Here is a 25257-nt window from a genome sequence, read left to right as displayed (position 1 = left end):
GGATGCTCGCGTCCAGCGCCTCTGCGAGATGCGGGTGCCGAGGGTGTCGTCGAGGTTGTCGAAGACCGCTGCCGCCGCACCCCAGGGTTTGCACCCGGCGCGCCTGGCTCGTACCTTCCGCCTCCGGAGGGCCGTCAGGCGTCGCGGCGGGCGCCGGCCGAGGGGGTGACGGTGAAGATCCGAGGAGCGCGGAAGCCGGCGGCCTCGAACGCGGCGGCCACGGCGGATGCGGCGGAGTCGACGCGGCCGGCATCCAGCAGCGCGATCGCCGCGCCGCCGAAGCCGCCCCCCGTCATGCGCGCGCCCAGCGCGCCGGCGCCCAGCGCCGTCTCGACGGCGAGGTCGAGCTCGGGCACCGAGATCTCGAAGTCGTCGCGCATCGACGCGTGCGACGCCGTCAGGAGATCGCCGATCGCGCGCGGACCGTCCTTCTCCAGGGCCGCGACGGTGTCGAGCACGCGCTGGTTCTCGGTGACGATGTGGCGCACCCGGCGGAAGGTCACCTCGTCCAGCTGCCGCTCGGCCTTGGGGAGGTCGTCGACCGTGAGGTCGCGCAGCGCCGTGACGCCCATCGCGCGGGCGCCGGCCTCGCACGACGCGCGGCGCTCGCCGTAGCCGCCGGAGGAGTGCGCGTGGGTGACGAGCGTGTCGATGACGAGGAGGTGCAGCTCCTCGCGGCTGAAGCCGAGGTCGACCGAGCGGGCCTCGAGCGACCGGCAGTCGAGGAAGGTCGCGGCGTCCGCCTCGCCGAGCATCGACGCCATCTGGTCCATGATGCCGGTCGGGGCGCCGACGGCGTCGTTCTCGGCGGTGCGGCCCACCCGCGCCAGCGCCACGCGGTCAAGGCCCGCGGCCCACACGTCGTTGAGAGCGACCGCCACGGCGCCCTCGATGGCGGCGGAGGACGACAGCCCCGCGCCCACCGGCACGTCCGAGGCGATGGCGATGTCGAGCCCGCGCGGGGTGGAGCCGGGCGCGGCGGCGCGCAGGGCCCACGCCACCCCGAGAGGGTACGCCGCCCACTCCAGCCCGCCCTCGGCGATGGCACGGTCGAGGTCCGTGAGGGCGACCTCCGCCGGCTCGTCGGTGAACGTCGTCGCCACCCGCAGGGTGTCGTCCTCGCGCGGGGCGAGGGCCGCCGACGTGCGGTGCTCGATCGCGAAGGGCAGCACGAAGCCGTCGTTGTAGTCGGTGTGCTCGCCGATGAGATTGACGCGTCCCGGCGCCGACCACTCCCCGGCGACCGGGCGGTCGGTGAGGGTGGCGAGGAGATCGGTGGCGGCGCTCATGCCGGGTCCGCCACGGTCGTGAGAGCCTCGCGCAGGCGCTCGGCCTGCGCCTCCGGCGGGATGTCGGCGATCCACGCCCCCATGGCGGATTCGGACCCGGCGAGGAACTTCAGCCTGTCGGCGGCGCGCCGCGGGGAGGTCAGCTGCAGGTGCAGGCGCACGGCCTCGCGCCCAGCGTGCACGGGTGCCTGATGCCAGGCCGCGATGTAGGGCGTGGGGGAGTCGTACAGCGCGTCGATCCCGCGCAGCAGCCGCAGGTACAGCGGGGCGAGTTCGGCGCGCTCGGCGTCGCTGGTCGCGGCCAGATCCGGCACGTGCCGGTGGGGGAGCAGGTGCACCTCGATGGGCCAGCGGGCGGCGAAGGGGACGAACGCGCTCCAGTGCTCCCCCTGCAGCACCATGCGCTCCGCGCCCCGTTCGAATTCCAGGATGCGCGCGAACAGGTCGTCCGACGTGCGGGCCGCGGCATCCAGCATCCGCTGGGTGCGGGGCGTGATGTACGGGTAGGCGTAGATCTGCCCGTGCGGATGCGGCAGGGTCACCCCGATCGCCTCGCCGCGGTTCTCGAACGGGAAGACCTGCTCGACCCCCGGCAGCGCCGACAGCGCGGCCGTGCGATCGGCCCACGCCTCGATCACGGTGCGGGCGCGGGTGGGTGTCTGCGTGCCGAAGGACCCGGTGTGCTCGGGACTGAAGCACACGACCTCGCACCGGCCCACCGAGGTGCGCGTGCGCCCCAGGCCCGGCTCGGCGAGGTCGTCGAGCCCGTGCGGGGCGTTCTCGGCCGCGGGGGCGTCTGCGGTGGCGGCGGCCAGTGCCGGGCCGAAGGAGGGCGAGCGGTTCTCGAAGACCGCGACGTCGTACCGGTCGGGGATCTCGGAGGGGTTCTCCGGCGTCTGCGGCGCGAGCGGATCCAGGTGCGCCGGCGGCAGGAAGGCCCGGTTCTGCCGCGCCGCGGCGATGGAGATCCAGTCGCCCGTGAGCACGTCCTGGCGCATCGTCGCGGTGGCCGGCCGCGCGTCGAGGGCCCGCGCGTCGACCGCTCGCTCGGCGGGGAGGGTGGTGCCGGCGTCGTCGTAGTAGATCAGCTCCCGCCCGTCGGCCAGGCGCGTCGGTCGCTTCACGACGCCGGCGCCGAGCTCGACCGTCTCGGCATCCGCGGGCGGCGTCCAAAACTCAGGCGTGTTCACGTCAACACGGTATCCCGGGCCCGTGGTAACGTCAACATTCCTGAATTCTGAGCGGAGGGCGGATGGTGCAGCCGCGGCGCGTGTCGATGTCGGATGTTGCCGCCCGCGCCGGGGTGTCGGGCCAGACCGTGTCGCGTGTCGTCAACGGCAGTCCTCGCGTCGATCCCGCCACCCGAGCCCGCGTCGAGCAGGCTCTGCGCGACCTCGGCTACCGCCCGCACGCGGCGGCCCGCGCTCTGCGGACCGGTCGGTCCCAGACCATCGGCGTCGTCGTGTCGACGCTGGCCTCGGTCGGCAACTCGCGGATGCTGCAGGCCATCTCCGACGCGGCCGCCCAGCGCGACTACGCCCTCGCGGTGGTGACCCTCACGCCGCAGCATCCCATCGCCGAGGCGCTGGCGCGGCTGCGGCACCAGGGCGTGGACGGGGCGATCGTGCTGAACGAGGCCACGACGCTCCTGCGGGGGGTGCAGCCGCCCGCCGGCATGCGCCTGGTGGTCGTGGACTCGCCTCCCGACGACCGGTTCACGATCGTCCAGACCGACCACGCCAACGCCGCGGCGGCAGCCGTCGCACACCTCCTCGCGCGGGGGCACCGCACGGTGCATCACCTGACCGGACCGGGGGAGTCCTACGCCGCGTCCGAGCGCGAGCGCGGATGGCTCCTCGCGCTGCAGCGCGCGGGGGCGCCGGTGCCGCCGGTGGCGCGCGGGGATTGGACCTCGCGCTCGGGGTACGCCGCCGCATCCGCGCTGCCCGGCGCGACCGCCGTCTTCGCCGCCAACGACCAGATGGCGCTCGGGGCGATGCGCGCGCTCGCCGACGCCGGCCTCCGCATCCCCGAAGACGTCGCCGTCGTCGGGTTCGACGACGTCGTCGACGCCGCCGAGTACCGGCCGCCGCTGACGACGATGCGGCAGGACTTCGACGCCCTCGGAGCCCGTGCGCTCACGGCGCTGGTGGCGATGATCGAGGAGGATGCTCCGCCGGCGGCGATCACCGTCGCGGCCGAACTCGTCGTGCGCGACAGCTCAGGGCCGCCGCCGGGCCACCGATAGCATCGAGCGGTGAGTCGCGTCGTCCTGGCCCCCGACAGTTTCAAGGGCACGCTGCCCGCCGCGGCCGCGGCTCGGGCGCTGGCCGAGGGATGGCGCGAAGCACGCCCCCACGATGAGCTCGTGCTGCGCCCCATGGCCGACGGCGGCGAAGGCACGCTCGACGCGGTGGCCACCTCGGTGCGCGGCGCCGAGCGCATCCCCGTCGCCGTGACCGGTCCCGACGGGGAGCGGGTCGCGGCATCCTGGCTCCTGCTTCCGCCGGCACCGGATGCGCCGGTGGGCACCGCGGTGGTCGAGCTGGCGAACACGTCGGGAATCGAGCTCCTCGGCGCGCGGCGGCTGCCGTGGTCGGCGTCGACGGCCGGATTCGGGCAGGCCATCGCCGCGGCGCTGGACGCCGGGGTCACCCGGCTGATCCTCGGGATCGGGTCGAGCGCCTCCACCGACGGCGGCGTCGGGATGCTCACGGCGCTGGGTGCGCGGTTCACGGATGCGTCGGGCGATCCGGTCGCCCCCGGCGCGGCGGGCCTGGACACCGTGGCCGCCGCCGACCTCACGGGCCTGCGGGCGCTTCCCGCCGCCGGGGCCGTCGTGCTCACGGACGTGACGAATCCGCTGCTGGGTGCGCAGGGCGCCGCGGCGGTGTTCGGCCCGCAGAAGGGCCTCGACGACGCCGGGGTCGCCCGCGCCGATGCCGGCCTGGCGCGCCTGTCCGCGCTCGTGCCGTCGGTCGACCCCGCCGCGCCGGGGATGGGCGCCGCCGGCGGGACGGGCTGGGCGCTGGCGGCGTGGGGCGCGCAGCTCGTCCCCGGTGCGCGGCACGTCGCCGACCTCACGGGCCTGCCCGCGGCCGCGGCGACCGCCGATGTCGTCGTGACCGGCGAGGGCGCCTACGACGCGCAGTCGGCGGCGGGCAAGGTGCCCGCGTTCGTCGCCTCGCTCGCGCCCGGCCGCACGGCACTGGTGGCCGGACGCGTCGCCGCGGATGCCGACACGTCGGCCTTCGCGGCATCCCTCTCGCTCACCGACCTGGCCGGGTCATCCGCCGCCGCCCTCGCCGACCCCGCGCGCTGGCTGCACGAGGCCGGGGTGCGTCTCGCGCGCACCCTCGCGGGCTGAGCCCACGTCGCACCGCCGACGAGCGGGCCGGTCGGCTCAGGCGTCGCCGAGGGCGGCGGTGACCACGGCGCGGGCCTCGGCCTGCACCTCGCGCAGGTGCTCCTCGCCGCGCAGGCTCTCGGCGTAGAGCTTGTAGACGTCCTCGGTGCCGGAGGGGCGGGCGGCGAACCACGCGTCGGCGGTCTGCACCTTGACCCCGCCGATCGCGGCCCCGTTGCCGGGCGCGTGCGAGAGCTTGGCGGTGATCGGTTCGCCGGCGAGCTCGGTCGCGGTCACCGCATCCGGCGACAGCTTCGCCAGCTGAGCCTTCTGCGCGGGCGTCGCGGGGGCGTCCACGCGCTGGTAGGCCGAGGAGCCGAACTCGGTCTCGAGCTCGGCATACCGCTGCGAGGGCGTCTTGCCGGTGACGGCGAGGATCTCGGCGGCGAGCAGGCACAGGAGGATCCCGTCCTTGTCCGTCGTCCAGACGCTCCCGTCGGTGCGCAGGAACGACGCACCCGCCGATTCCTCGCCACCGAAGGCGACCGAGCCGTCCAGGAGGCCCGGCACGAACCACTTGAATCCGACGGGCACCTCGTACAGCGGCCGGCCGAGCGAGGCGACGACCTTGTCGATGATCATCGACGACACCAGGGTCTTGCCGACCGCCGCATCCGCGGGCCAGCCCGGCCGATGCGAGAACAGGTAGTCGATCGCGACCGCGAGGTAGTGGTTGGGGTTCATCAGGCCGGCGTCGGGGGTGACGATGCCGTGCCGGTCGGCGTCGGCGTCGTTGCCGGTGAGGATGTCGTACTCGTCGCGGCGGGCGACCAGTGCCGCCATCGCCGAGGGCGAGGACGGGTCCATCCGGATCTTCTCGTCCCAGTCCAGCGTCATGAACCGCCACGTCGGGTCGACATCGGGGTTCACGACGGTGAGGTCGAGCCCGTACACCTCGGCGATGAGCGCCCAGTACTCCACGGATGCCCCGCCCAGCGGGTCGGCGCCGATGCGAACGCCCGCCGACCGGATGGCGTCGATGTCGATGATGCTCGCGAGGTCGCGCACGTATGCGTCGCGGAAGTCGTACTCGCCGAGCGAATCGAGGTCGATGTCGGCGTGCCGGGTGCGCTTGACCCCGGCCAGGCCGCCGGCGATGAGCTCGTTGGCGCGGTCGGCGATCCAGCTGGTGGCATCCGTGTCGGCCGGTCCGCCGTGCGGGGGGTTGTACTTGAATCCGCCGTCGCGCGGCGGGTTGTGCGACGGGGTGACGACGATGCCGTCGGCCCGAGCCGGGTCATCCGCGCCGAGATCGCGGTTGTGGGTGAGGATCGCGTGGCTGAGGGCCGGGGTCGGCACCCAGGAGTCGCGGGAGTCGGTGCGCACGTCGACGCCGTTGGCCACCAGCACCTCGATCGCGGTGTGCTCGGCCGGCAGCGACAGGCCGTGCGTGTCGCGCCCGAGGAACAGCGGTCCGGCGATGCCCTGACCGGCGCGGTAGTCCACGATCGCCTGGGTGGTGGCGAGGATGTGGTCCTCGTTGAAGCTCGTCGCCAGCGACGATCCACGGTGGCCGCTCGTGCCGAACGCCACGCGCTGCTCGGGCACGGAGGCATCCGGCTTGCGGTCGTAATAGGCGTTGATCAGTTCGTCGACGTCGATCAGATCGGATGCTTCGGCGGGGATTCCTGCGCGACTGCTCATCCTCCCAGTCTGCCTCGCGCGCGGGGTTCGCGGCACCGGTTTGACACGATCCGCCGCGTTCTGCCGCCCCGAGGGCGGCGACCCCCGGGGCGAGCCGGGCGCCGGGGCGGGTCTAGGCTGATCGCCGTGACGCCCGAGCACGAGAACCCGCCCGCCCGCCGTACGTACAGCTACCTGGGCCCGGCCGGAACCTTCACGGAGGCCGCTCTGGCGCAGGTCCCGGAGGCCCGCGACCAGATCTGGCGGCCCGTGCGCAACGTCGGCGAGGCGCTCGCCGACGTCGTGGAGGGCCGGTCGGACGCGGCCATGATCGCGATCGAGAATTCCGTGGACGGCGGCGTGTCCACCGCCCAGGACGCCCTGGCGACCATGCCCGGCCTGCGCATCATCGGCGAGTACCTCGTGCCGGTGAACTTCGTGCTCGTGGCTCGCCCCGGCACGCGCATGGAGGAGGTCTCCCTCGTCGCGGCGCACCCGGTCGCCTATGCGCAATGCCTGCAGTGGCTCACGACGACCCTTCCCGCCCACGCGCACATCCCCGCCGCCAGCAACGTCGCCAGCGCCCTCGGGATCCTGGACGGAACGTCGGATGCGGATGCCGCGGTGGCGGCGCCGGGCATCGTGGCCCATCACGATCTGACGGTGCTCGCCGAGGGGATCGGCGACAACCCCAGTGCCGTCACGCGCTTCGTCCTGGTCAGCCGCACCGTGGCCCCGGCCCCGCCCACCGGCGCGGACAAGACCTCGCTCATCGTCGAGCTGCCCGAAGACCACCCGGGCGCGCTGCTGGAGCTGCTGGAGCAGTTCGCCACGCGCGGCATCAACCTGAGCCTGCTCGCCTCGCGGCCCATCGGCGACGCGCTCGGGCGCTACCGCTTCGTCATCGACGCGGACGGCCACGTCCACGACGAGCGGATGGCCGATGCGCTTCTGGGGCTGCGCCGCTTCAGCCCCAAGGTGATCTTCCTCGGCTCGTACGCGCGAGCCGACCGCGCGATCGTGCGCTACCCGCCGCGATACTCCGACGACGTGTTCGCCGAGGCCCGCGACTGGCTGCGCGGACTGCTGAGCGGAGAACCGGAGACCTGATGCCCGCGGTGCTGCGGTACGCGGCGTTCACCGATCCGGATCGGCCCGGCGGCGGCAATCCGGCCGGAGTGGTGCTGGATGCGGACGGCCTCACCGACGCCGAGATACAGCGCATCGCCGCCGAGGTGGGATTCTCCGAGACGGCGTTCCTGTACGCGGACGGCAGCATCCGCTTCTTCTCGCCGGTGGCGGAGGTGCCCTTCTGCGGGCACGCCACGGTCGCGACGGCGGTGGCGCTCGCCGCCCGCGACGGCGCCGGGCCGCTCACCTTCGCGACCCCGGTGGGCGAGGTCGAACTCGAGACCTCGCGCGGGGCCGACGGTGTGCTGCGGGCATCGTTCACGAGCGTCGAGCCGCGGATCGAGGAGTTCGCTCCCGCCGTGCTGCGGCAGCTCCTGCACCTGCTGGGCATCCGGGGGAGGACCTCGACCCCGCCTTCCCGCCGCGTATCGCGTACGCCGGCAACCGGCACCCGGTGCTGGTTCTGCACGACGCCGGTGTGTTCGACGGCTTCGCCTTCGACCCGGCGGCCGTGCGCTCGCTGATGGATGCGGAGGGGTGGGCGGGCACGGTGACGGTCATGCTGCGCGTGGCCGACACGATGTGGGAGGCCCGCAACCTCTTCCCGGTCGCGGCGATCACGGAGGACCCGGCGACCGGTTCGGCCGCGGCATCCTTCGGCGGCTACCTGCGCGCGATCGACGCCGTGGACACCCCCGCGCGCATCGCGATCCGGCAGGGCCGGCACGTGGGACGGCCGAGTCTGCTCGTGGTCGACATCCCCTCCACCGGCGGCGTCACCGTCTCCGGAACCGCCGGCCCGCTCTGATCCGCGGGGCGGCGAGGGTCGCGGTCAGCGCGGTCAGCGGTGCGGGGCGTCCTGGAGGGTCGTCCAGGCGCTGCCCTGCTCGCGGTCCAGCGGCGTCTCGGCCCGGTTGCGCATGAAGAAGATGTAGACCGTGAGGCTCACCGCGATCACCGCGGTGACGTAGACGATGAACCACGTCACCCCGCCGCCGGTGAGCGAGGCCTGGTACACCGCGGGCGCCGTGCCGCCGAACACCGAGTTGGCCAGGGCGTAGCCCAGGCCCACGCCCAGCGCCCGTACGCGCGCGGGGAACACCTCCGCCTTCACGATCGCGTTCACGGAGGTGTACCCGGTGAGGATGACGTATCCGACCGCCGTCAGGGCGAATGCGTCGAGCGGCGACTGCGTCTGCGGGAGGAACGTGATGAGCACCCACGTGTAGAGGACGCCGCCGATTCCGAAGAAGACCAGCAGGGGCTTGCGGCCGATGCGGTCGCTGAGCAGTCCGCCGAGGGGCTGGAGCAGCATGAGGAAGATGAGGCCGAGGAGGTTGGTCCACGTCGCTGCGACGGCGCCTTCCTCGCCGAACGCCGTCTTGACGATCGTGGGGGCGTTGACGCTGTAGGTGTAGAAGGCGATCGTGCCGCCCGCCGTCACGAGGAACACCCACACCAGCGGCCGCCAGTACGACGTGAGGAGCGACTTCAGCGATCCCGAGTCGCGGTCGGTGCCCGAGCGCACCGCCTCCAGATGCTCCTCGCTGAGCGATTCGTCCATCGTCCGCCGCAGCCACAGCACCACGAGGGCCGCGATGCCGCCGATGAAGAACCCGATGCGCCAGCCCCAGTCCTCGACCGCTTCGACCGGCATGACCGCGAGCACGATGAGCAGCGTCAGCTGCGCGAGCACGTGTCCGCCGATCAGGGTGACGTACTGGAAGGAGGAGAAGAACCCGCGGCGGCGGGCGGTGGCGGCCTCCGACATGTAGGTGGCCGACGTGCCGTACTCGCCGCCGGTGGCGAAGCCCTGCACGAGCCGCGCGCCGATGAGGATCACCGCCGCCCACATGCCGATCGCCTCACGCGTCGGCATCACCGACACCAGGAACGAGCACGCCGACATGATCGTGATGCTGACGGTGAGGGCGGCGCGGCGGCCGCGGCGGTCGGCGAACCGGCCGAAGAACCACGATCCGATCGGCCGCATGATGAAGGTCACGGCGAAGATCGCGTAGATGTAGAAGGTCGAGTTGCGGTCGTCCGGAGCGAAGAACTGCGCTTCGAAGTACGTCGCGAACACCGTGTAGACGTACACGTCGTACCACTCGACGAGGTTGCCCGCCGAGCCCTTCACGGTGTTGAGGATGGCGCGGCCGGTGCTCACCGGCGCGCGCGTCGGGCCGGCCGGCGCGGGAGCTGCGTTCACGTGGTCGAGGGTACGCCTGCGTGCGGCATCGTGCCGGGCCTTGCGGGCACGTCGCGGGGCCGTTACACCGCGCCGTCGCACGGAGAACGAGGGCGTGATGTCCTCGGATCCGGGGCGCGTCAGGCCACGCGCGCGGGGGTGGCGAGCAGCTCGAGCGTGCGGATGCGGCCGGGTGCGGTGTCGCGGGGCTCACCGTCGTACGAGCCGGCGACGGGGGAGATCATGACTTCGTCCACGCCGAACCGGGCGGCGAAGGCCGACAGCTCCGCCGACACCTGGTCGCCGGTGCCGACGAACCACTTCGACCGCGCCGCATCCATGAGGCTCTGGGCCAGGCCGTCCCACGGGTCGGCCTGGGCCTGCTCGACGGTCTCGAGCGGGACGAGGGGACGGTTCGTGCGCAGCCGCGCCATCATCCGCAGCTGCGGCAGCGCGCGCGCCTCGGCCTCCTCGGCGGTGGGGGCGGCGATGACGTTGACCGTGAGGAACGTGCGGGGCTCCGGATGCTGCGGGCTCGGCTGGTACTGCGTGCGGTACAGCTCGAGCGCCCGCTCCAGGCCTTCGCCGGAGAAGTGGTTGGCGAACACGTAGGGCAGTCCGAAGCGCGCAGCCAGCTGCGCGGAGTAGTCGCTGGAGCCCAGGAGCCACACCTCCGGAGAGCCGGTGGCGGCCGGGGTCGCGTGCACGGTGTACTCGCCACCGGAGGCGAACCGCACCGTCGCGCCCTCCGGGGAGGACAGGGCGATGATGTCGGTGACGTGGTCGGGGAAGCGCTCCACGTCGCTGGTGGCGCCCGAGCGGTGCAGCAGCTGCGTGATGACCGCGTCGGATCCGGGGGCGCGTCCGAGGCCGAGGTCGATCCGGCCGGGGGCGATGGCCTCCAGCGCCGCGAACTGCTCGGCCACCACGAGCGGGGAGTGGTTGGGCAGCATGACACCGCCGGAGCCGACGCGGATGCGCTCGGTGCGGGATGCGGCGGCCGCGATCAGTACCGGCGGCGTCGTGGAGGCGACCGCGGGCATGTTGTGATGCTCGGCGAACCAGTACCGGCGGTAGCCCAGGCGGTCGGCGTGCACGGCGGAGTCGAGGGAGGAGGCGACCGCTTGCGCGCTCGTCTGCCCGTCGCGGACGGGCACCAGGTCAAGGACAGACAGAGCCAGATCGTTCATCCCTGATGCCAACCGTGGTCGCCGGTCAGCCATTCCCGCTCAGCGGCCGGGAACGTACTTGACCGGGAGCCCGCGCTTGTCCTTCATGACCCCGGCGATGACGAGGATGAGGTCGATGAGCCACCACACGCCGAAGCCGCCCACCGTGATGAGCTTGAGGATGCCGGTGCCGATCTTGCCGAGGTAGAAGCGGTCGATGCCGAATTCGCCGAGGAAGATCGACAGCAGCAGGGTCGCCAGCCACGACTTCTCGCTGACATCGGCATACGGCTGCCGGTTGGGGTAGGGCGGCTGAGACATGCGTTCTCCTGACATGGGCGCTGGTCCGAGCGCGGGCGCTCGCCTGACCGCGGGCGCTGGGTCCGAGCGTAGGCGGTCGGCCGGCTCAGCGGGCGCGTTTGACGACGTCGTACGCGTCGAGTGCCTGACGGCGGGTGGCGGCGAGGTCGACGAGGGGCGCGGGCGGATCGGCGGCGAGGTGCTCGGGCGCCCAGCGGCGGATGTACTCGGAGTTCGGGTCGAACTTCTCCCGCTGGCGTTCGGGGTTGAAGATCCGGAAGTACGGGGCGGCGTCGGCGCCGGATCCGGCGACCCACTGCCAGTTGAACGCGTTGCTGGCCGCATCCGCGTCGACCAGGGTGTCCCAGAACCATTCCTCCCCGAGCCGCCAGTCGATCAGCAGGTTCTTCACGAGAAAGGATGCCGTCACCATGCGCACGCGGTTGTGCATGAAGCCGGTGCGCCACAGTTCGTGCATGCCGGCGTCCACGAGAGCGACACCCGTGCGCCCACGCTGCCATGCCGACAGGTGGTCGCGGTTCGGCGGCGGCCACGGGAAGGCGTCGAACTCGGCGCGCCAGTTCCGGGTGGCGAGGTCGGGGAAGTGGAACAGCGTGTGCCACGCGAACTCGCGCCATCCGAGTTCGGAGAGGAACCGGGAGGCATCGGCTTCACGCTGCTGCACGGCGGCGTGCCACACCTGGTGCGGGCTCAGCTCGCCCCACCGCAGCCGGGGAGACAGGCGCGAGGTCGACTCTGCCGCCGGCTCGTCGCGGGCGCGGTCGTAGCGGGAGAGGTCGTCGGCGAGGAAGTCCGCCAGGCGTGCGGCGGCGGCCGGTTCGCCCGGCGTCCAGTGTTCCGCGAGGCCGTCCGCCCAATCCGGGTGCGTGGGCCGCAGCTCCCACGCCTCGAGGTCGTCGGAGCGCGGGGTCGTCCGCATCCCGGGGATCACGACCGGCGCCGGCAGCGGCGCACGCGGAGCGGGCAGGTTCTGGCAGGCGCGCCAGAAAGGCGTGAACACCGCGTACGGCGTGTCCGACCCGGTCCGCACGGTCCACGGCTCGAACAGCAGTGATGCCGAGAACGAGGCGACCTCCGTCCCCTGCTCCCGCAGGGCGGCCTTGATGGCGGCGTCGATGCCGCGCTCGGCGCCGCCGTAACGGCGGTTCCAGAAGACCGCGCCGGCCTCGAGCTCAGCGACCACCGCCGGCAGCACGGCGGCGGCCTCCCCCCGGCGCAGCACGAGGGTCGACCCGCGTTCGCGCAGCCGGCCGGCGAGCGAGGCGAGAGAGGCGTGCAGCCACCAGCGCGCGGCGCCGCCGAGGGGCCGGATGCCGGGGGACTCCTCCAGCACATACAGGCCCACGACGGGGCCGCCACGTTCGAGCGCCGCCTGCAGCGCGGGGTTGTCGGCCAGGCGCAGGTCGTCGCGGAACCACACGAGGGACGGGCTCGTCATCCCGTCACGCTACGCAGGCCCAGCCCCCGCATCGCGGGCTTGACAGCGGGTCAGAGCGAAGAGGTGTCGTGACCGCGGGGGACGACGATCTGCAGCCCACCGGGAACGATGCGGCAGTAGATGCGCGTGGCCTCGCCGAACTCGTCGCCGTCGAGCTCGACCGGCTGGGCCGGACTCGTCGCCGCCTCGATCTCACTCCCGCTGCGGAAGTGCACCGACGCGTCACGCCCCCGCCGCTCGAGCACCCGGCGCCCGGCGCGGAAGCGCCGCAGGAACGAGTTGTCCCACCAGATCTTGCGCCACACGCCCAGCCAGCCGAACGGCCCGGCCGGCTGGATGACGGCGACGTCGAGCTTGCCGTCGGCGATCGAGGCGTCGGGGATCAGGGCGATGCCCGCCGGCAGCGAGCCGCAGTTGGCGAACAGGATGCTCTGCACCCGCGCCGAGTGCAGGCGGTGCTCGTCGAGCTGGTAGACGATGCGGAACGGCTTGGCCGTCACCAGTGAGCGCGCGGCGCCGTCGACGTACGCCACCCATCCCACGGTCTTCTTCAGTTCCGGCCGCGTGTTGGCGATCATCGCCGCATCCAGCCCCATGCCGGCCATCACGACGAACCCGTGCTCCTCGGTCGAGCCGTCGGTGCGGCGCAGGCGCGCCACGCCGGCGTCGACCGCGAGGACGTCGCCGTCGAAGGTGGCCTGCACCATCGTCTCGGGGTCGGTCAGGGGGAGATTGAGGTTGCGGGCGAGCAGGTTCCCGGTTCCGCTGGGCACGATCGTCAGCGGCACCCCGGTGTCGGTGAGCGCCTCACTCACGGCCCGCACGGTGCCGTCGCCGCCGGCCACGAGGATCGCGTCGGCGCCTTCGTCCAGCGCCGCGCGCGCAGCGTCGTCGCCCAGATCATCGACGGTCGTCTCGAAGAAGAGCGGCTCGGCCCACTCGGCCTCCCGCGCCAGGCGCGCCACGAGGTCGCGCAGCTGCGCGGGGTCGACCTTCGTGGGGTTGTACACCAGGGCCGCGCGCTTGAGCTCGGTGGGCGGAGCATCCATCGTTGTCTGCTCGCCGTCGGCGGTGACCTGACGTGCCTCGCCGACCTCGCCGTCGGTCGTGTCGGGCTCGACGTCGTCGGGCTCGCGGATGACGTCGTCGGGCGCGGCCGCCTCGGCCGGGTCGGGGGCGTCGGTGTTCGCACCGCGCGGGCCGGGAGCATCGGTCGCCGGACGCGGTTCGTCATCGCGCAGCGGATCGGACTTGAACGCCGCCGCTTCGTCCTTCCGCGGAATCGTCTCGTCCGTTTCCGGGGTGTCCGCATCAGGCGCCATGGGTACACACTAGGGCCGCCACGGGACCTGCTAGCCCGTTTGCGCGGCACGTGGTAGGACGGTCAACCCCGGGCCGGAACGGAAAACCGCTGGCCTAGGATTGAGCCGTGATCGACCTGACCCTGCTGCGCGAAGATCCCGAGCGGGTGAAGCGCTCGCAGACGGCCCGGGGTGTCTCACCGGAAACCGTGGATGCTGCGCTCGCCGCCGACCGTGACCGTCGTGCCGCCATCACCACGTTCGAAGAACTCCGCGCCGCCCAGAACGCGCACGGCAAGCGCGTCGCGCAGGCCGCCAAGGACGACAAGCCGGCTCTGGTCGCCGAGGCCAAGGACCTCAGCGAGCGCGTGAAGGCGGCACAGCACGCGGTGACCGCCGCCGAGGAGGCAGCCGACGCCGCCCTGGCGAAGATCGAGAACATCGTGATCGACGGCGTTCCCGAAGGTGGCGAGGAGAACTTCGTCACCCTGCGCACGCACGGCGACGTGCCCCAGTTCGACTTCGAGCCGCTCGACCACCTGGCCCTGGGGGAGAAGCTCGGCGCGATCGACATGGAGCGCGGCACGAAGGTCTCCGGCAGCCGCTTCTACTTCCTCACCGGCATCGGAGCTCGTCTCGAGCTGGCCCTCATGACGCTGGGCCTCGACCGCGCGCTCGCCGCCGGGTTCACCCCGATGATCCCGCCCACCCTCGTCCGCCCCGAAGTGATGCGCGGTACCGGCTTCCTCGGCGAGCACGCCGACGAGGTGTACCACCTCGACGGTGAAGACCTGTATCTGGTCGGCACGAGCGAGGTGCCGCTGGCCGGCTACCACATGGGCGAGATCCTCGACTTCGAGCGCGGCCCGAAGCGCTACGCCGGATGGTCGACGTGCTACCGGCGCGAGGCGGGGTCGTACGGCAAGGACACCCGCGGCATCATCCGCGTGCACCAGTTCAACAAGCTCGAGATGTTCGTGTACGCCGATCCCGAGACCGCGGAGGCGGAGCACCTGCGCCTCGTGGAGATGCAGGAGGGGATGCTGCAGGACCTCGGCCTGGCGTACCGGGTCATCGATGTCGCCGCCGGCGACCTCGGCTCCAGCGCCGCACGCAAGTACGACGTCGAGGCGTGGGTGCCCACCCAGCAGGCGTACCGCGAGCTCACGAGCACCTCCAACTGCACGACCTACCAGGCGCGCCGCCTCGACATCCGCTACCGCCCCGACGGCGGGAAGACGCAGCCGGTGGCGACCCTCAACGGCACCCTGGCGACCACCCGCTGGATCGTCGCCCTGCTCGAGACCCACCAGCAGGCCGACGGATCGGTGCGCGTGCCCGAGGTGCTGCAGCCCTACCTCGGCGGCCTCGCCGTGCTGGAGCCGGTCGCGTGACGCCCGGCGACGCGAAGCTCCCCGACACCGGAAGCGTGCAGGTCGTCGATCAGGACGACGCCGCCGATGTGGTCGACGCGGTCGACGACGCATCCGCCGGTCGCCTGCTCATCGCGCTCGACATCGACGGCACCGTCATCCTCGAGGACGAGACCCCGAGCCCCGGGGTCGTCGAAGCGGTGGCGCACGCCCAGCAGCGCGGACACGAGGTGATGCTCGCCACCGGCCGCAGCTGGGAGAGCACGCACCGCATCATGGAGCTGCTGGACATCCGTCCGGAGTACGCCGTGTGCTCCAACGGGGCGATCGTGATGGGGCGACAGGCTCAGGGACCGGAGGCACCGGCAACGGGCGCTCAGGGACCGGGGGCGGCGGATTCACTGGCCGCGGAGTACGACCGCGTGCACGTGGAGACCTTCGATCCCGCCGAAGTGCTCAGCCTCCTGCAGGAGCACCTCTCCGACGCCCGCTACCTCGTGGAGCTTCCCGACGGCAAGCGCCTGTACACCGAGTACCTGGAGGACTGGAACCTCCGCGGCGCCGACCGCGTCGAGTTCGAGGCGCTCTCGCACCAGCCGGTCTGCCGCGTCGTGGTCGTCTCGCCCGGTCAGACCGACACCGATTTCCTCGAGCTCGTCTCCCGCATCGGGCTGACCCAGGTCTCGTACGCGATCGGCTGGACGGCGTGGCTGGACATCGCGCCGCAGGGCGTCAACAAGGCCACGGGCCTGGAGCTGGTCCGCGGGCGGCTCGGCATCGACCCCGCCAATGTGCTCGTGATGGGCGACGGGCGCAACGACCTCGAGATGTTCGAGTGGGCGCTGCGCAACGGCGGTCGGGCGGTTGCGATGGGGCAGGGTCCCGAAGAGGTGCGCACGGCCGCCGGCGAGGTCGGGCTCTCGGTCACCGAGGGCGGCGTCGCCGCCATCCTCCGCGCGCTGTAGCTCCGCGCCTCACGACGGCGCTCGACTAGACTCGGCCCGTCGACGGATGCCGCAAGGCATCGTCGGGAGGGTTGTCCGAGCGGCCGATGGACCTGGTCTTGAAAACCAGTGGGCAGCAATGTCCCGTGGGTTCGAATCCCACACCCTCCGCACATATCCGCACCCCGCTGTCGCGGCATCACGGAGCCCGGGATACCGGCGGGTGTCCCGCAGGCTCATCGACGAGAACAGCTCTCTGCAGCCCGTCCTCACGGGGTTCTCAGGTGCGCGACCATAAGATGGGCGCCGCGAGACCACCCGGAAGGAAGCCGTGAGCTCGATCAAGCCCGTGAAGCGCGGCCGCCGTACGGTGGCCCGTCACGGTCGGCTGACCTCGCCGCATCCGTTCGCGCAGGTCATGCGGATCATCGCGGTGGCCCTCGCCGTCGTGCTGGTGGCCGGGGCAGGCGTCGCCGCCTACGTCGCCTACGACCTCTCCTCCAGCTTCACCGCCGACGCCGTCGAGCTCGAGGGGCAGGGGCCAGTGCCCCCCGACATCGGGGCGATCGAGGGTGGCGTCAACCTGTTCCTCGCCGGCACCGACGAGTGCGAGCCGGAGTTCGCGGCCTACTTCGGCGATCGCTGCAAGGGCCCGGACTCCGAGGGCACCCTCAACGACGTCAACATGCTCGTGCACATCTCCGACAACCCGCGACGGGTCACGGTGGTGTCTTTCCCGCGCGACCTGATGCTTCCGATCCCCTCGTGCACGGATGAGGACGGCCGCACGACGTCGGCGATGAGCAAGCAGCAGATCAACAGCGCGTTCTCCTACGGCGGCCTGTCGTGCGTGGTCAAGACCGTGTCGGAGCTGAGCGGGCAGAGCATCCCCTTCGCAGCGAAGGTGAGCTTCGGTGGGGTCATCAACATCACCGACGCCATCGGCGGGGTCGATGTCTGCATCGCCAACGGCATCCGCGACCGGCACACCGGCATCGACTGGCCCGCCGGAAACCGCAACATCCAGGGCATCGAGGCGCTGCAGTTCCTCCGCACGCGGCACGGTGTGGGTGACGGGGGCGATCTCGGCCGCATCAGCAATCAGCAGCAGTACATGTCCAAGCTCGCCCGCAAGCTCGTGAGCGAGGATGTGCTGTCCGATCCGGGCACTCTGTACAAGCTCGCATCCACGGCCCTCCAGAACGTCGACCCGTCCACGAGCCTGACCAACCCGCTGCTCCTGGTGCAGATCGCCCTCGCGGTGAAGAACGTGCCGTTCGAGGAGATCGTCTTCGTCCAGTACCCCACGCTCACCGACCCCTACGACGCCAATCGCGTCGTGCCCGACTACGACGCCGCCGAGCAGCTGTGGGCCGCCCTGGAGGCGAACCAGCCGCTGCAGCTGACGGGCGAGATCAGCGGTGGCGACGGCGTCATCGAGGCGGGGGCGCCGGAAGACGGCACTCCCGTCGAGCCGACGGAGCCGGCCGATCCGGTCGAGCCCACCGAGGGCGCGGCCGAGACCCCGAGCCCGCAGGAGAGCGCCGTCGCGCTGCCGTCGACGATCACGGGTCAGACGGCTGCGCAGGACACCTGTTCCAACGGAAACCTCCGGTAGACGCATCCGGCGTTCAACGACGGGTGTTGCGCCGGTTAGTATGGACGGGTGTGTCCGCCGCTTCGGCGTCGGATGCCTGGAGACGTCGCATAGTCAGGCCTAGTGCACCACCCTGCTAAGGTGGAGTCCCCGTAAGGGGACCGAGGGTTCAAATCCCTCCGTCTCCGCCAAATAAACCCCTGGTCAGATGTACTTTAGGGTCGACCAGGATGCCGATTTGCGCAAGATCTGCGAAAAGGTTCTTACGCATTTTGCGGCTGCACCCGGTTCGAGTGGCTGCTGGGCCGCGTGATTCCGCGGATCCTCCCTGCGGAGACCGGGGGAGCTTATCCCTCGGTCTCCACCGTTAGCGCACGGACTGGCGACGATGGGAATCAACAGCAGGGATGACGAGGGATGCGACGTGGTGGCGGAGTGTCGCGTTCAATGCGTTGGCGCGCTGTTGTTCGTCCCCGACGCCTGCCGCAAGCTCTGCCCATTCATCGACGGGGAGTTGAGTAGTTCCTCAACGACGAGCAGCGGCGCTCGCACTTCGACGAAGGGAACGGGGAAGGGGAGGAAGAGCATCTCCTCGTCCAAGGCGTCAATCGGATTCTCCCATCCAGCGGGCGGGTTGGTGGCGGTCGGCTGCGTTCACTCGCGATCGCCCATGACGCGGGGGCAATGTCAAGCAAGAACGGCACCCGTTACGGGTGGTCCGACTTTCGGTGGGGCTCATTTCTGGCGCTCGAGCTGCTGACGGCGCTCAGCGAGAATTTCCCCAGTTCTGGTGGTCGGATTCCAGTGATCGTCGTTACAGGCCGTGGCCTGAGAGGTAGCGAAATGGCGTGCGGCCTGCCAGTCGAGCGTCTCCAGGGCCGTTGGTTGAGTTCTACGCTGACACGGATCAGGTCGGCGGTCGCGCAACTCCTGCTGAAGCATCCCAACCGGTGCCCGCTGACGGTGGGCAGCGATAGCGAGGATTTGTGCACCCCCTGCGCGAATAGTCAGGAGGGTCGCGCTCAGTGAGGCCTCATCATGGCGTCAGTGATCGCGTCCGAATGCCGTTGGATCCATGCGATTTTTCCGTCATACCGACGGGCGGCGTCTTCGGTCCACGGATCGACGAAGCCCGGGGCCCCAGTGGCGACCTGACTCTCGACGAAGCGGCGCGCCCCGAGCTCAGCGTCCAGCAGCACACCGACGAACTCGCGGCGATCGTCAGAGTCGAGGCCGTAGGCATTTACGAACTGTCGCAGTCGGCCAATCGGATCGCGCACGCCGAGGCTCGCGGCAGCTGGGTGATCCGGGTTGGTGATGGGAACCCAATAGCGGGCAGTTTGCGCGACATCCCATACACGTCGGCCGGGAGCGGCGAAGTCGAAGTCCAGTAGCGCGGAGGCCTTCCCCCGACGGAAGACAACGTTCTCGATGCAGACATCGTTGTGGCACACGACGGGACCGCCTGCCGGGTCAGCAAGCGCACTGGACCAGGTCGCGTTGGCAGGGATTCGCCACGCCACGGTGGCGTCGTGGAACATGCGCAGCAGCCGGGCGACGGAAACCAGCGCGCCCTCGGTACCTGCCCAACTCGGGCGCGGCGACAATGCGACATCCCCCACCAGGTACTCGACCACCTCGACGGACCCGTCGATCGCGACCGGGACGGGTGCCTCGACGCGGCTGTGGGTGCGTAGGTAGCGCAGCAATGCGTGGAGCGTCGCGGCGTTCGGGGGAAGCGGGCGCCGCACATGCGGGCCTACGCGAATCACCTGGCCAAAGTTCGCAACGCCACCCTGTAACTCCTCGATATCCATGCGCAGAGCGTAGCCATACGTCGGTGGCGCACGAATGGTGATCAACGCCTGGCGCGCGCTACATCTGCACTGGCGGTTGCGGATCGCTCCCAGGGGGGCCGAAACGCGCGAAACGGTCCCAGAGCGCCTTCAGCACCTGAGGATCCGGTCTTCCTCAGCGGGCGGCGTCGCCGATGATCCTCGGCGTGAGCTCGCCCTCCTGCGCGATGGCAATGCCTTCCTCGATCACTTGTCGGCCGTGAAACTGGCGTGCCGAGCCAATTCCGCCAGCTGAAGACGGAAGCCAGGGTGCCATCGCACCGGCACGGCGCTCTCCCGACGATCGAGCCCCGCATCCAATGGCTCACCACTAGGCAACGGGGCCGCGCACGTGGTCGATAGCGGCTCGCCAGGTCGGGGGCTTCATCTTTGTCGGGATCCGGAAGTCTTGGGCTCCGCGATGTAAGGCATCAAGGCAGCGGGCGACGGGTGTCGTAATGGGGGACGGTGGGTAGGCGACTTGGCGACCCGCGTACCCAGGCCGCGATGCTTCCGATGAAGCCGGCGAGGCACAGCGCCGCGATGGCAAGCGCGAGAATCATCTCCAAGGTCCTTCCTAGGTCTCGATGCCCGGCATCGGAGGCGGATCACGCCGTTCGATCGGCGGGTATGAGCGTGGCGTGACGTCCCGTGTCGTCCACCCTGATTAGAAGAACCCCGCGGGACGCGGGGTTTGGTTCTTAATGACGAGACGCGCTGCTGCTGCTCCTGGGATCCTTTGCGGGGCGGGCGTGCTGCGTACCGGTCACGGTCGCAAACGCGAGGAAGACGCCCCACGCGGCGACAACTGCAGCGACCACTGAGTTCCACCAGTTCGGTGTCAGCCACGGGAACGAGCCGAGGGCGAATGCGACCCCGGTGAGGATGCCGAATGCTCGGCCGATGCGTCCGGCGGGTGTCGACCAGCTGAGCGCCACCGCGGCAACGGTGAACCCCAGGACCGCCAGGTGCAGGGCGCCGAACGCCTCGCTGACGACCAGCGCCATAGCCTCTCCGGATAGGCGGATTCGATACACCGGGTAAACCAGGCGCCCCAATTCGAGAAGCAGGACGACGAGTGCGACGAGCGCGACCGCGAGACCCGTTGTACCGACCGTCGTCCGCACGGAGGAACCGACGTTGTTGATGCGGAAGAGGCCGCGGGCGGCGGTTCCCCAGCAGATGATCGCGAAGAACAGCAGTTCGTCGCTCCACGAAAGCAGTGAGTCGCCGCTCTCGACCCACGCTGCCATCTCGCTCGCGTTCGATGGTGCACCCGGGAGCAGCGACATAAGCAACAGCGCGCCGCCGGTGAGGACCGCCCCCGCAACCATGATCCATCGGTACCCCCGCGACGAGATCACCCGGTCCTTCGTTCTTGTTTGCACCATCGGTGCGTCCCTTCGTCGTTGTCAGCGATCTGCCGTGAATCCCTGCGCACATTGGCTCGGTTCTCGGCCAGATACGCCATCCGACAGCCACATCGAATATCAGAGTCACCGCGCGCTAGTGTGTTATCGTACCTGAGTACCTTGGTACTAAGGTAGCAAGGGAGCAAGGGAGGATCATGAAAAACATTGATGTTGAACGCGTCCAGACCGGCGTGCGGCTCGAGAAGAGACTCGTAAAGGTCATGAAGGCGGTGGCGGAACTTCGCGATATCACGCTCGGCGATCTCATCGAGGGGCTCGCCCTGCACGCCTTCGATGGGGTGCAACCTTTCTCGGAGGAGACCCTGGAGGCAGTCGCCCGCCTCAAGATGATCTATGGCCTCGACCTGGATGCCTCACATAGCCACCGACTCGCGGACGCAAACTCCGTCCCGGAAGATGGTGCGCCGTTCGTTGCCTCGCACCGCCGATTCGCACACCGGATCGCTCTCCCTCTGGCCGCCATCGACGCCGTGGAGCTCTTCACGCCGCAGGGCGAGTTGCTCTGGGCCGAGGGTTGGGATCCGACGTTCCTTCATCCGGTCGATGGCGTGACGCGTCCCGGGCTGGTCTTCACCACGGGCGCGGACCTGGAGAAGACGTATTGGACGGTTGCGGATTTCGACCGCGTCGGTGGGCGCGCCCGCTACATCAGGGTGACGCCTGCATCACGATCCGGGATCGTCGAGGTCGCCGTCCAGCCCGTTGGGGCGGGGACGTGCGAGGTGGAAGTCGCTTATGAGTTCACCGGGCTGACCTCCGTCGGCAATGCTGCCATTGAGGCTATGTCGGAGGAGGATTTCGAGGCGATGATCGATGGCTGGGGCGAGATGATCGCCGCCTACATCGACGGCCGCGAATCGCAGCCGACGTGAGGCGCTGATCAGGAACCGCTCCTTGCCGGCCGGATGGCTTCGGCGAGGATCAGGCTGCACCCCAGGACGATGACGATGAGGGAGCCGACGACGCCGAGAACCTCCACGACACGTGGGGATATGCTTCCGCCGAAGAGGGCGCCTACGGCGGCGAGGATCAACTGCCATGCAACCGACGCGGCGGCGACCGCCCCGATGAAAACGAGCGGGGGCTCGACTCCCGACCACTTCGCCGACTGCGCGCCGGCGAGTGCAAGGAAGTAGGCCAGCGTCAGCGGATTGACGGCCGTGAGCAGGAAGAAGCGAACGAAGATGCTCACGGACCGGGCCGGACGGATATCGGGACGGGGCGGCTGAGAGGACGCTCGCCGACCGCCGCGCTGCCGTGCTGTGAGCCAGAGCTGCCAGCCGCCGAATGCGACGAGCGCCACGCTCGACACGTAGATCGGAGTGTCGCCCCACGATCGCAGAGATGCCGCGATCGCGCTCCCCCCGCCGACAGCCGCAGCGCAATACAACGCATCCACCAGCGCTACCGCCGTTGCTCCCGCAGAAGCCCGGGCGAATCCTGAGACGATCCCCTCGCGGAGGATCAGCACCCCGATCGCCCCGAGCGGGATCGCGACGCCGAATCCGGCAGCCAGGCCCGCCGCGGCAGCGAGGAGAAGGGTATCGTTCATCGACGCATCTCCCCGTTGTGCGGACTGCGCGCCCAGAGGTCGATCGTAGACCATGGTCCCCCCGGCTGTCACCCCTGTATTTACACTGAGCCACCCGATGCGCCGCACGAGCGGCACTCACTCGGATCACATCGTGTAACGCGGGGGATGACGACAATCCTTCGCTGTCTGCGATCGAAGAAATGACGCTTCTCGAGCCCACCGACGACAAGGAAGTCGCTGACATGCGCGCATTGAATGCGCGGACCAGAGTCGAGGTTCTGCTGTTCCTGAGGGAATCCGACGGGCGTGTTCATGGCGCTGCTGCTTCCCTCTCTGCTCTGTTGCTGCAAGCCCTTCGTGGTCCCAGGCGCCATGGAGCCCATCGGCGGTAACAACGCACGGTCGCTGATCCTCGCCCCATCGACTCTTCGTTCCAGTGGCCATCGCGGTGGCGGTGGCGAGCGTCGCGATCACGAACTACCCGTCGGCCGTCGGTACATACCGGGAGACCGGCGTGCTTCGTCGACTCGCTGTCACCCCGGTCGGAGCCCAGCGTCTGCTGTTTGGGCAGCGGGTGGTCAGCGGGCTGTCGCTTGTCGGGGCAGTTGTGATTGCTCTGCTTTTTGCGCTGGTCGCGTTCGATGCCCTGCAGCCCGCGAACCCGGCGCTCGCGGCGATGGTCCTGGGTGCCGGCGTGGGGGCGATGATGGCGGGTGGGATCTGTGATCGCCGGTCTGGGGCTGCTCGTGGTCATGGCGTGCATGTTCACGCTAGGGATGTGGACGCCAGGACCGCTCATGCCGGAACCGATCCGAGTGGTCTCGGCCCTGACGCCGATGGGGGCGATCACGCAGGCGCTCACCGGGGCCTGGTACTCGGGTTCCGGCTCCCTCACCCCGTTCCTGGTCATGGCCCTGTGGGCATTGATCACAGCGGTCGGTGCGGTGAAGGTGTTCAGATGGACATGAGTCCCGGAGGGCGCTGCCCCACCGTGCGGGGTCATAGCGGTCCGAGCACCTGCGTGGGATCCGCCTCCAGCACCAGGGCATCCAGCACCTCGAGGAGCTGCCGTTCCTCGTAGCGGAAGTGGCTCTCCATGATCGCGCCGACCCCTTCCAGGTGCAGGGCCAGGTCCGCTGGCGTCCCCGGCCGGACGAGGGACAACTCGAGTCCAGTCACCAGGTGGGCGATCATCGAATGGTCCTGCTGCAGGTACCGAAGTGTGTCGCCCAACTCCGGGTGTGCTGCGGCAATGGCGGGAAATAGCTCCCGGTCCTCGCCTTCGTGATGCCCGGTCAGCGCCACACAGAACCCATGGCAGAAGAGCAGGAGTTCACGTCCTGCGGCTTCGGCACCGCGCCCGGCCGCAGCCGCCTTCTGTGCAACCTGGAGAGCTCTGCGCAACCGGTCATGGACCCGTCGTAGCTCATCCGCCCAGGCGATCAATCGCGCACGCTCGCGCACGCCTGCATCCGACTCATCGGTTCGGGCCTGCTGCCCGGCGTTCTCGCCCTCAGCCACGTGAGGGCGGAGGGGTCGACATCATCATGTCTTCCTCCTACGTGTCCCACGCCTCCATGCCTGACACGGTCTGTCACCAGCACGCGACGCTGCCGACAACCTAGCATCAGGCGACCGGCTCCAGCGTTCCGACCGCGCAGCGTCGGAGAATGCCGTCAACCGTTGCTGGCGCGTACGAGGTAGCCGGACTGGGTATGGTGGGACCGCTCGTTCTTCTGCATCGCAGCATCCACAGTTACATAGGAGCGAGCGCGACGCCGTTGAGCGCGCGATCGATGACGTCACCGGCAGCAGCCGATTTCTCTTCTTCGACGAGCTGCACGTGCACGACTCGGGCGACGCTCGGCTCTTGACCAGACTGCTCGATCACGTCTTCGCACGAGAACTGACGGTGCTGGCCACGTCCAACTACGCACCCGATGACCTCCTGCCCAACCCGAGCTGGCATCACATCTTCGAGCCCGGTATCGCCCTCATCAAGGCCAACATGGACGTCTTGCCGCTTCACGGCCCTACTGACTACCGGACGACCCATGACGACCATTCACGCGGCTTCGCTGCGGGCATCTGGTCGAGGGGCCTACACCCGTTCACGTCGTTCGCGCCGCACAGCGTCACTGTCCACGGGCGCTCCTTCGTGGTGACGTCAACAGGCGGCGGCGAGCTGACGGCGACTTTCGATCAGCCCTGCCGCACCCCCACGTCGACGGTGGAATACCTGCAATGGGCTCGCGACTTCACCCGCTGGGCGGTGGCCGACATCCCTCGATTCAGCGCCGCCGACCCAGAAGCGCAACAGTGATTCATCAACCTCGTCGACGTCCTCGTCGACGCGAACATGCCGGTCGACTTCTTCGCCGCCGTCGACCTCGACGGCTTCCTTGAAGACGCCTCCCAGCGCCCCGATGCTTTCCGCATGGCGAGCCGCCTGCGGCTCTTGCAGACGATGGCCGTCCCGAACTCACTCCCGGAACCTGATCGCCCGAAACCCGGTTTCGATACGGACCACGTTTGCGGCCCGCAGTCATCCCGCGAGAACTCTTGTATGCCCACAAAGCTCGCGCGGTAGGGTGCATAGGCGGATGCCTCGAACGTACGTCCCGTGCGCCGCGTCTCGGCCCCACGGTGTGCGTAAGAATCGCGTAAGCCTG

At 70.1% G+C, this 25257-nt stretch carries 23 protein-coding genes and 2 tRNA genes; 13 read left to right on the top strand and 12 right to left on the bottom strand.

The features are described 5' to 3' along the window. Positions 1-134 precede the first annotated feature (134 nt). Positions 135-1289, bottom strand: coding sequence for a galactokinase (galK, locus tag F6J85_RS15465; protein ID WP_150926394.1), 1155 nt, complete (start codon positions 1287-1289; stop codon positions 135-137). Next, a complete protein-coding gene (gene galT, locus F6J85_RS15460; RefSeq protein ID WP_150926392.1) occupies positions 1286-2479 on the bottom strand; it encodes a galactose-1-phosphate uridylyltransferase in 1194 nt (397 codons plus the stop codon). Before galT ends, galK begins: the two co-directional genes overlap by 4 nt. 62 nt (positions 2480-2541) lie before the next feature. On the opposite strand from galT, the gene F6J85_RS15455 reads away from it, so the two are divergent. Together F6J85_RS15455 and F6J85_RS15450 are read left to right on the top strand one after the other, a co-directional pair. Beyond that, positions 2542-3537, top strand: coding sequence for a LacI family DNA-binding transcriptional regulator (locus F6J85_RS15455; protein WP_238706981.1), 996 nt, complete (start codon positions 2542-2544; stop codon positions 3535-3537). Between the two features lie 9 nt (positions 3538-3546). Continuing rightward, on the top strand, positions 3547-4656 hold the full coding sequence (locus F6J85_RS15450; protein ID WP_150926390.1) for a glycerate kinase: 1110 nt from the start codon (positions 3547-3549) through the stop codon (positions 4654-4656). A 36-nt stretch (positions 4657-4692) separates the two neighbouring features. Here the strand turns inward: F6J85_RS15450 and pgm are convergent, their stop codons facing one another. After that, positions 4693-6339: a phosphoglucomutase (alpha-D-glucose-1,6-bisphosphate-dependent) gene (gene pgm / locus F6J85_RS15445; protein WP_150926388.1), complete on the bottom strand. Its 1647-nt coding sequence runs from the start codon at positions 6337-6339 to the stop codon at positions 4693-4695. A 126-nt stretch (positions 6340-6465) separates the two neighbouring features. Here pgm and pheA point away from each other — a divergent pair, with 126 nt between their 5' ends. Genes pheA through F6J85_RS18230 form a run of 3 tightly spaced genes read left to right on the top strand, consistent with a single transcriptional unit; the run spans position 6466 to position 8257 of the window. Beyond that, on the top strand, positions 6466-7428 hold the full coding sequence (gene pheA, locus F6J85_RS15440; protein WP_150926386.1) for a prephenate dehydratase: 963 nt from the start codon (positions 6466-6468) through the stop codon (positions 7426-7428). Next, a complete protein-coding gene (locus F6J85_RS15435; RefSeq protein ID WP_202980843.1) occupies positions 7428-7973 on the top strand; it encodes a PhzF family phenazine biosynthesis isomerase in 546 nt (181 codons plus the stop codon). The genes pheA and F6J85_RS15435 overlap by 1 nt, the downstream gene beginning before the upstream one ends. After that, complete coding sequence (locus F6J85_RS18230) at positions 7877-8257, top strand: PhzF family phenazine biosynthesis protein (protein WP_338037109.1); 381 nt, start codon at positions 7877-7879, stop codon at positions 8255-8257. The genes F6J85_RS15435 and F6J85_RS18230 overlap by 97 nt, the downstream gene beginning before the upstream one ends. Positions 8258-8290: 33 nt before the next feature. On the opposite strand, the gene F6J85_RS15430 is transcribed toward F6J85_RS18230, so the two are convergent. The 5 genes from F6J85_RS15430 to F6J85_RS15410 form a co-directional block, all read right to left on the bottom strand. Continuing rightward, on the bottom strand, positions 8291-9661 hold the full coding sequence (locus F6J85_RS15430; protein WP_202980841.1) for an MFS transporter: 1371 nt from the start codon (positions 9659-9661) through the stop codon (positions 8291-8293). A gap of 119 nt (positions 9662-9780) precedes the next feature. Next, positions 9781-10830 carry an LLM class flavin-dependent oxidoreductase gene (locus F6J85_RS15425; protein ID WP_150926384.1) on the bottom strand — a complete coding sequence of 350 codons (1050 nt, stop codon included), beginning with the start codon at positions 10828-10830 and terminating at the stop codon, positions 9781-9783. Positions 10831-10869: 39 nt separating this feature from the next. Further along, complete coding sequence (locus F6J85_RS15420; RefSeq protein WP_150926382.1) at positions 10870-11130, bottom strand: TM2 domain-containing protein; 261 nt, start codon at positions 11128-11130, stop codon at positions 10870-10872. 85 nt (positions 11131-11215) lie between these two features. Beyond that, positions 11216-12568, bottom strand: a complete 1353-nt coding sequence (locus tag F6J85_RS15415) for a cryptochrome/photolyase family protein (protein WP_150926380.1) — start codon at positions 12566-12568, stop codon at positions 11216-11218. 50 nt (positions 12569-12618) lie between these two features. Further along, the gene (locus tag F6J85_RS15410) at positions 12619-13890 is read right to left on the bottom strand and encodes a diacylglycerol/lipid kinase family protein (RefSeq protein ID WP_150926378.1); all 1272 of its coding nucleotides are present in this window, start codon (positions 13888-13890) and stop codon (positions 12619-12621) included. Positions 13891-13997: 107 nt separating this feature from the next. Here F6J85_RS15410 and serS point away from each other — a divergent pair, with 107 nt between their 5' ends. From serS to F6J85_RS15385, 5 genes are all read left to right on the top strand, one after another. Next, positions 13998-15263: a serine--tRNA ligase gene (gene serS / locus F6J85_RS15405; protein WP_150926376.1), complete on the top strand. Its 1266-nt coding sequence runs from the start codon at positions 13998-14000 to the stop codon at positions 15261-15263. Next, complete coding sequence (locus tag F6J85_RS15400; protein WP_150926375.1) at positions 15260-16207, top strand: HAD family hydrolase; 948 nt, start codon at positions 15260-15262, stop codon at positions 16205-16207. The genes serS and F6J85_RS15400 overlap by 4 nt, the downstream gene beginning before the upstream one ends. A 65-nt stretch (positions 16208-16272) precedes the next feature. Further along, positions 16273-16357 (top strand) — tRNA-Ser (locus tag F6J85_RS15395). 160 nt (positions 16358-16517) lie between these two features. Next, the gene (locus F6J85_RS15390) at positions 16518-17804 is read left to right on the top strand and encodes an LCP family protein (RefSeq protein WP_238706980.1); all 1287 of its coding nucleotides are present in this window, start codon (positions 16518-16520) and stop codon (positions 17802-17804) included. Positions 17805-17882: 78 nt separating this feature from the next. Continuing rightward, positions 17883-17974 (top strand) — tRNA-Ser (locus F6J85_RS15385). Positions 17975-18805: 831 nt separating this feature from the next. On the opposite strand, the gene F6J85_RS15380 is transcribed toward F6J85_RS15385, so the two are convergent. Both F6J85_RS15380 and F6J85_RS15375 read right to left on the bottom strand, forming a co-directional pair. After that, the gene (locus F6J85_RS15380) at positions 18806-19600 is read right to left on the bottom strand and encodes a phosphotransferase (protein ID WP_150926373.1); all 795 of its coding nucleotides are present in this window, start codon (positions 19598-19600) and stop codon (positions 18806-18808) included. Positions 19601-20319: 719 nt separating this feature from the next. Further along, positions 20320-20952 carry a hypothetical protein gene (locus F6J85_RS15375; protein ID WP_150926371.1) on the bottom strand — a complete coding sequence of 211 codons (633 nt, stop codon included), beginning with the start codon at positions 20950-20952 and terminating at the stop codon, positions 20320-20322. Positions 20953-21185: 233 nt separating this feature from the next. On the opposite strand from F6J85_RS15375, the gene F6J85_RS17830 reads away from it, so the two are divergent. After that, the gene (locus F6J85_RS17830; protein ID WP_202980840.1) at positions 21186-21923 is read left to right on the top strand and encodes a hypothetical protein; all 738 of its coding nucleotides are present in this window, start codon (positions 21186-21188) and stop codon (positions 21921-21923) included. An 8-nt stretch (positions 21924-21931) separates the two neighbouring features. On the opposite strand, the gene F6J85_RS15365 is transcribed toward F6J85_RS17830, so the two are convergent. Continuing rightward, entirely contained in the window at positions 21932-22603 is a 672-nt protein-coding gene (locus tag F6J85_RS15365; protein WP_191906652.1) for a LysE family transporter, read from the bottom strand. Positions 22604-23298: 695 nt separating this feature from the next. Between F6J85_RS15365 and F6J85_RS15360 the strand changes: the two genes are divergently transcribed. Further along, positions 23299-23553, top strand: coding sequence for a hypothetical protein (locus tag F6J85_RS15360; RefSeq protein ID WP_150926367.1), 255 nt, complete (start codon positions 23299-23301; stop codon positions 23551-23553). 31 nt (positions 23554-23584) lie between these two features. Here the strand turns inward: F6J85_RS15360 and F6J85_RS15355 are convergent, their stop codons facing one another. Then, positions 23585-24106 carry a hemerythrin domain-containing protein gene (locus tag F6J85_RS15355; RefSeq protein ID WP_238706979.1) on the bottom strand — a complete coding sequence of 174 codons (522 nt, stop codon included), beginning with the start codon at positions 24104-24106 and terminating at the stop codon, positions 23585-23587. 70 nt (positions 24107-24176) lie between these two features. Between F6J85_RS15355 and zapE the strand changes: the two genes are divergently transcribed. Beyond that, on the top strand, positions 24177-24908 hold the full coding sequence (gene zapE, locus F6J85_RS18070) for a cell division protein ZapE (RefSeq protein ID WP_275094066.1): 732 nt from the start codon (positions 24177-24179) through the stop codon (positions 24906-24908). The last annotated feature ends 349 nt before the right edge of the window (positions 24909-25257 follow it).

Origin of the sequence: Microbacterium lushaniae (assembly GCF_008727775.1) — a bacterium.
Lineage (GTDB): Bacteria > Actinomycetota > Actinomycetes > Actinomycetales > Microbacteriaceae > Microbacterium > Microbacterium lushaniae.
Note: the sequence above shows the minus strand (reverse complement) of the source record. Positions and strands in the feature narration are given on the sequence as shown.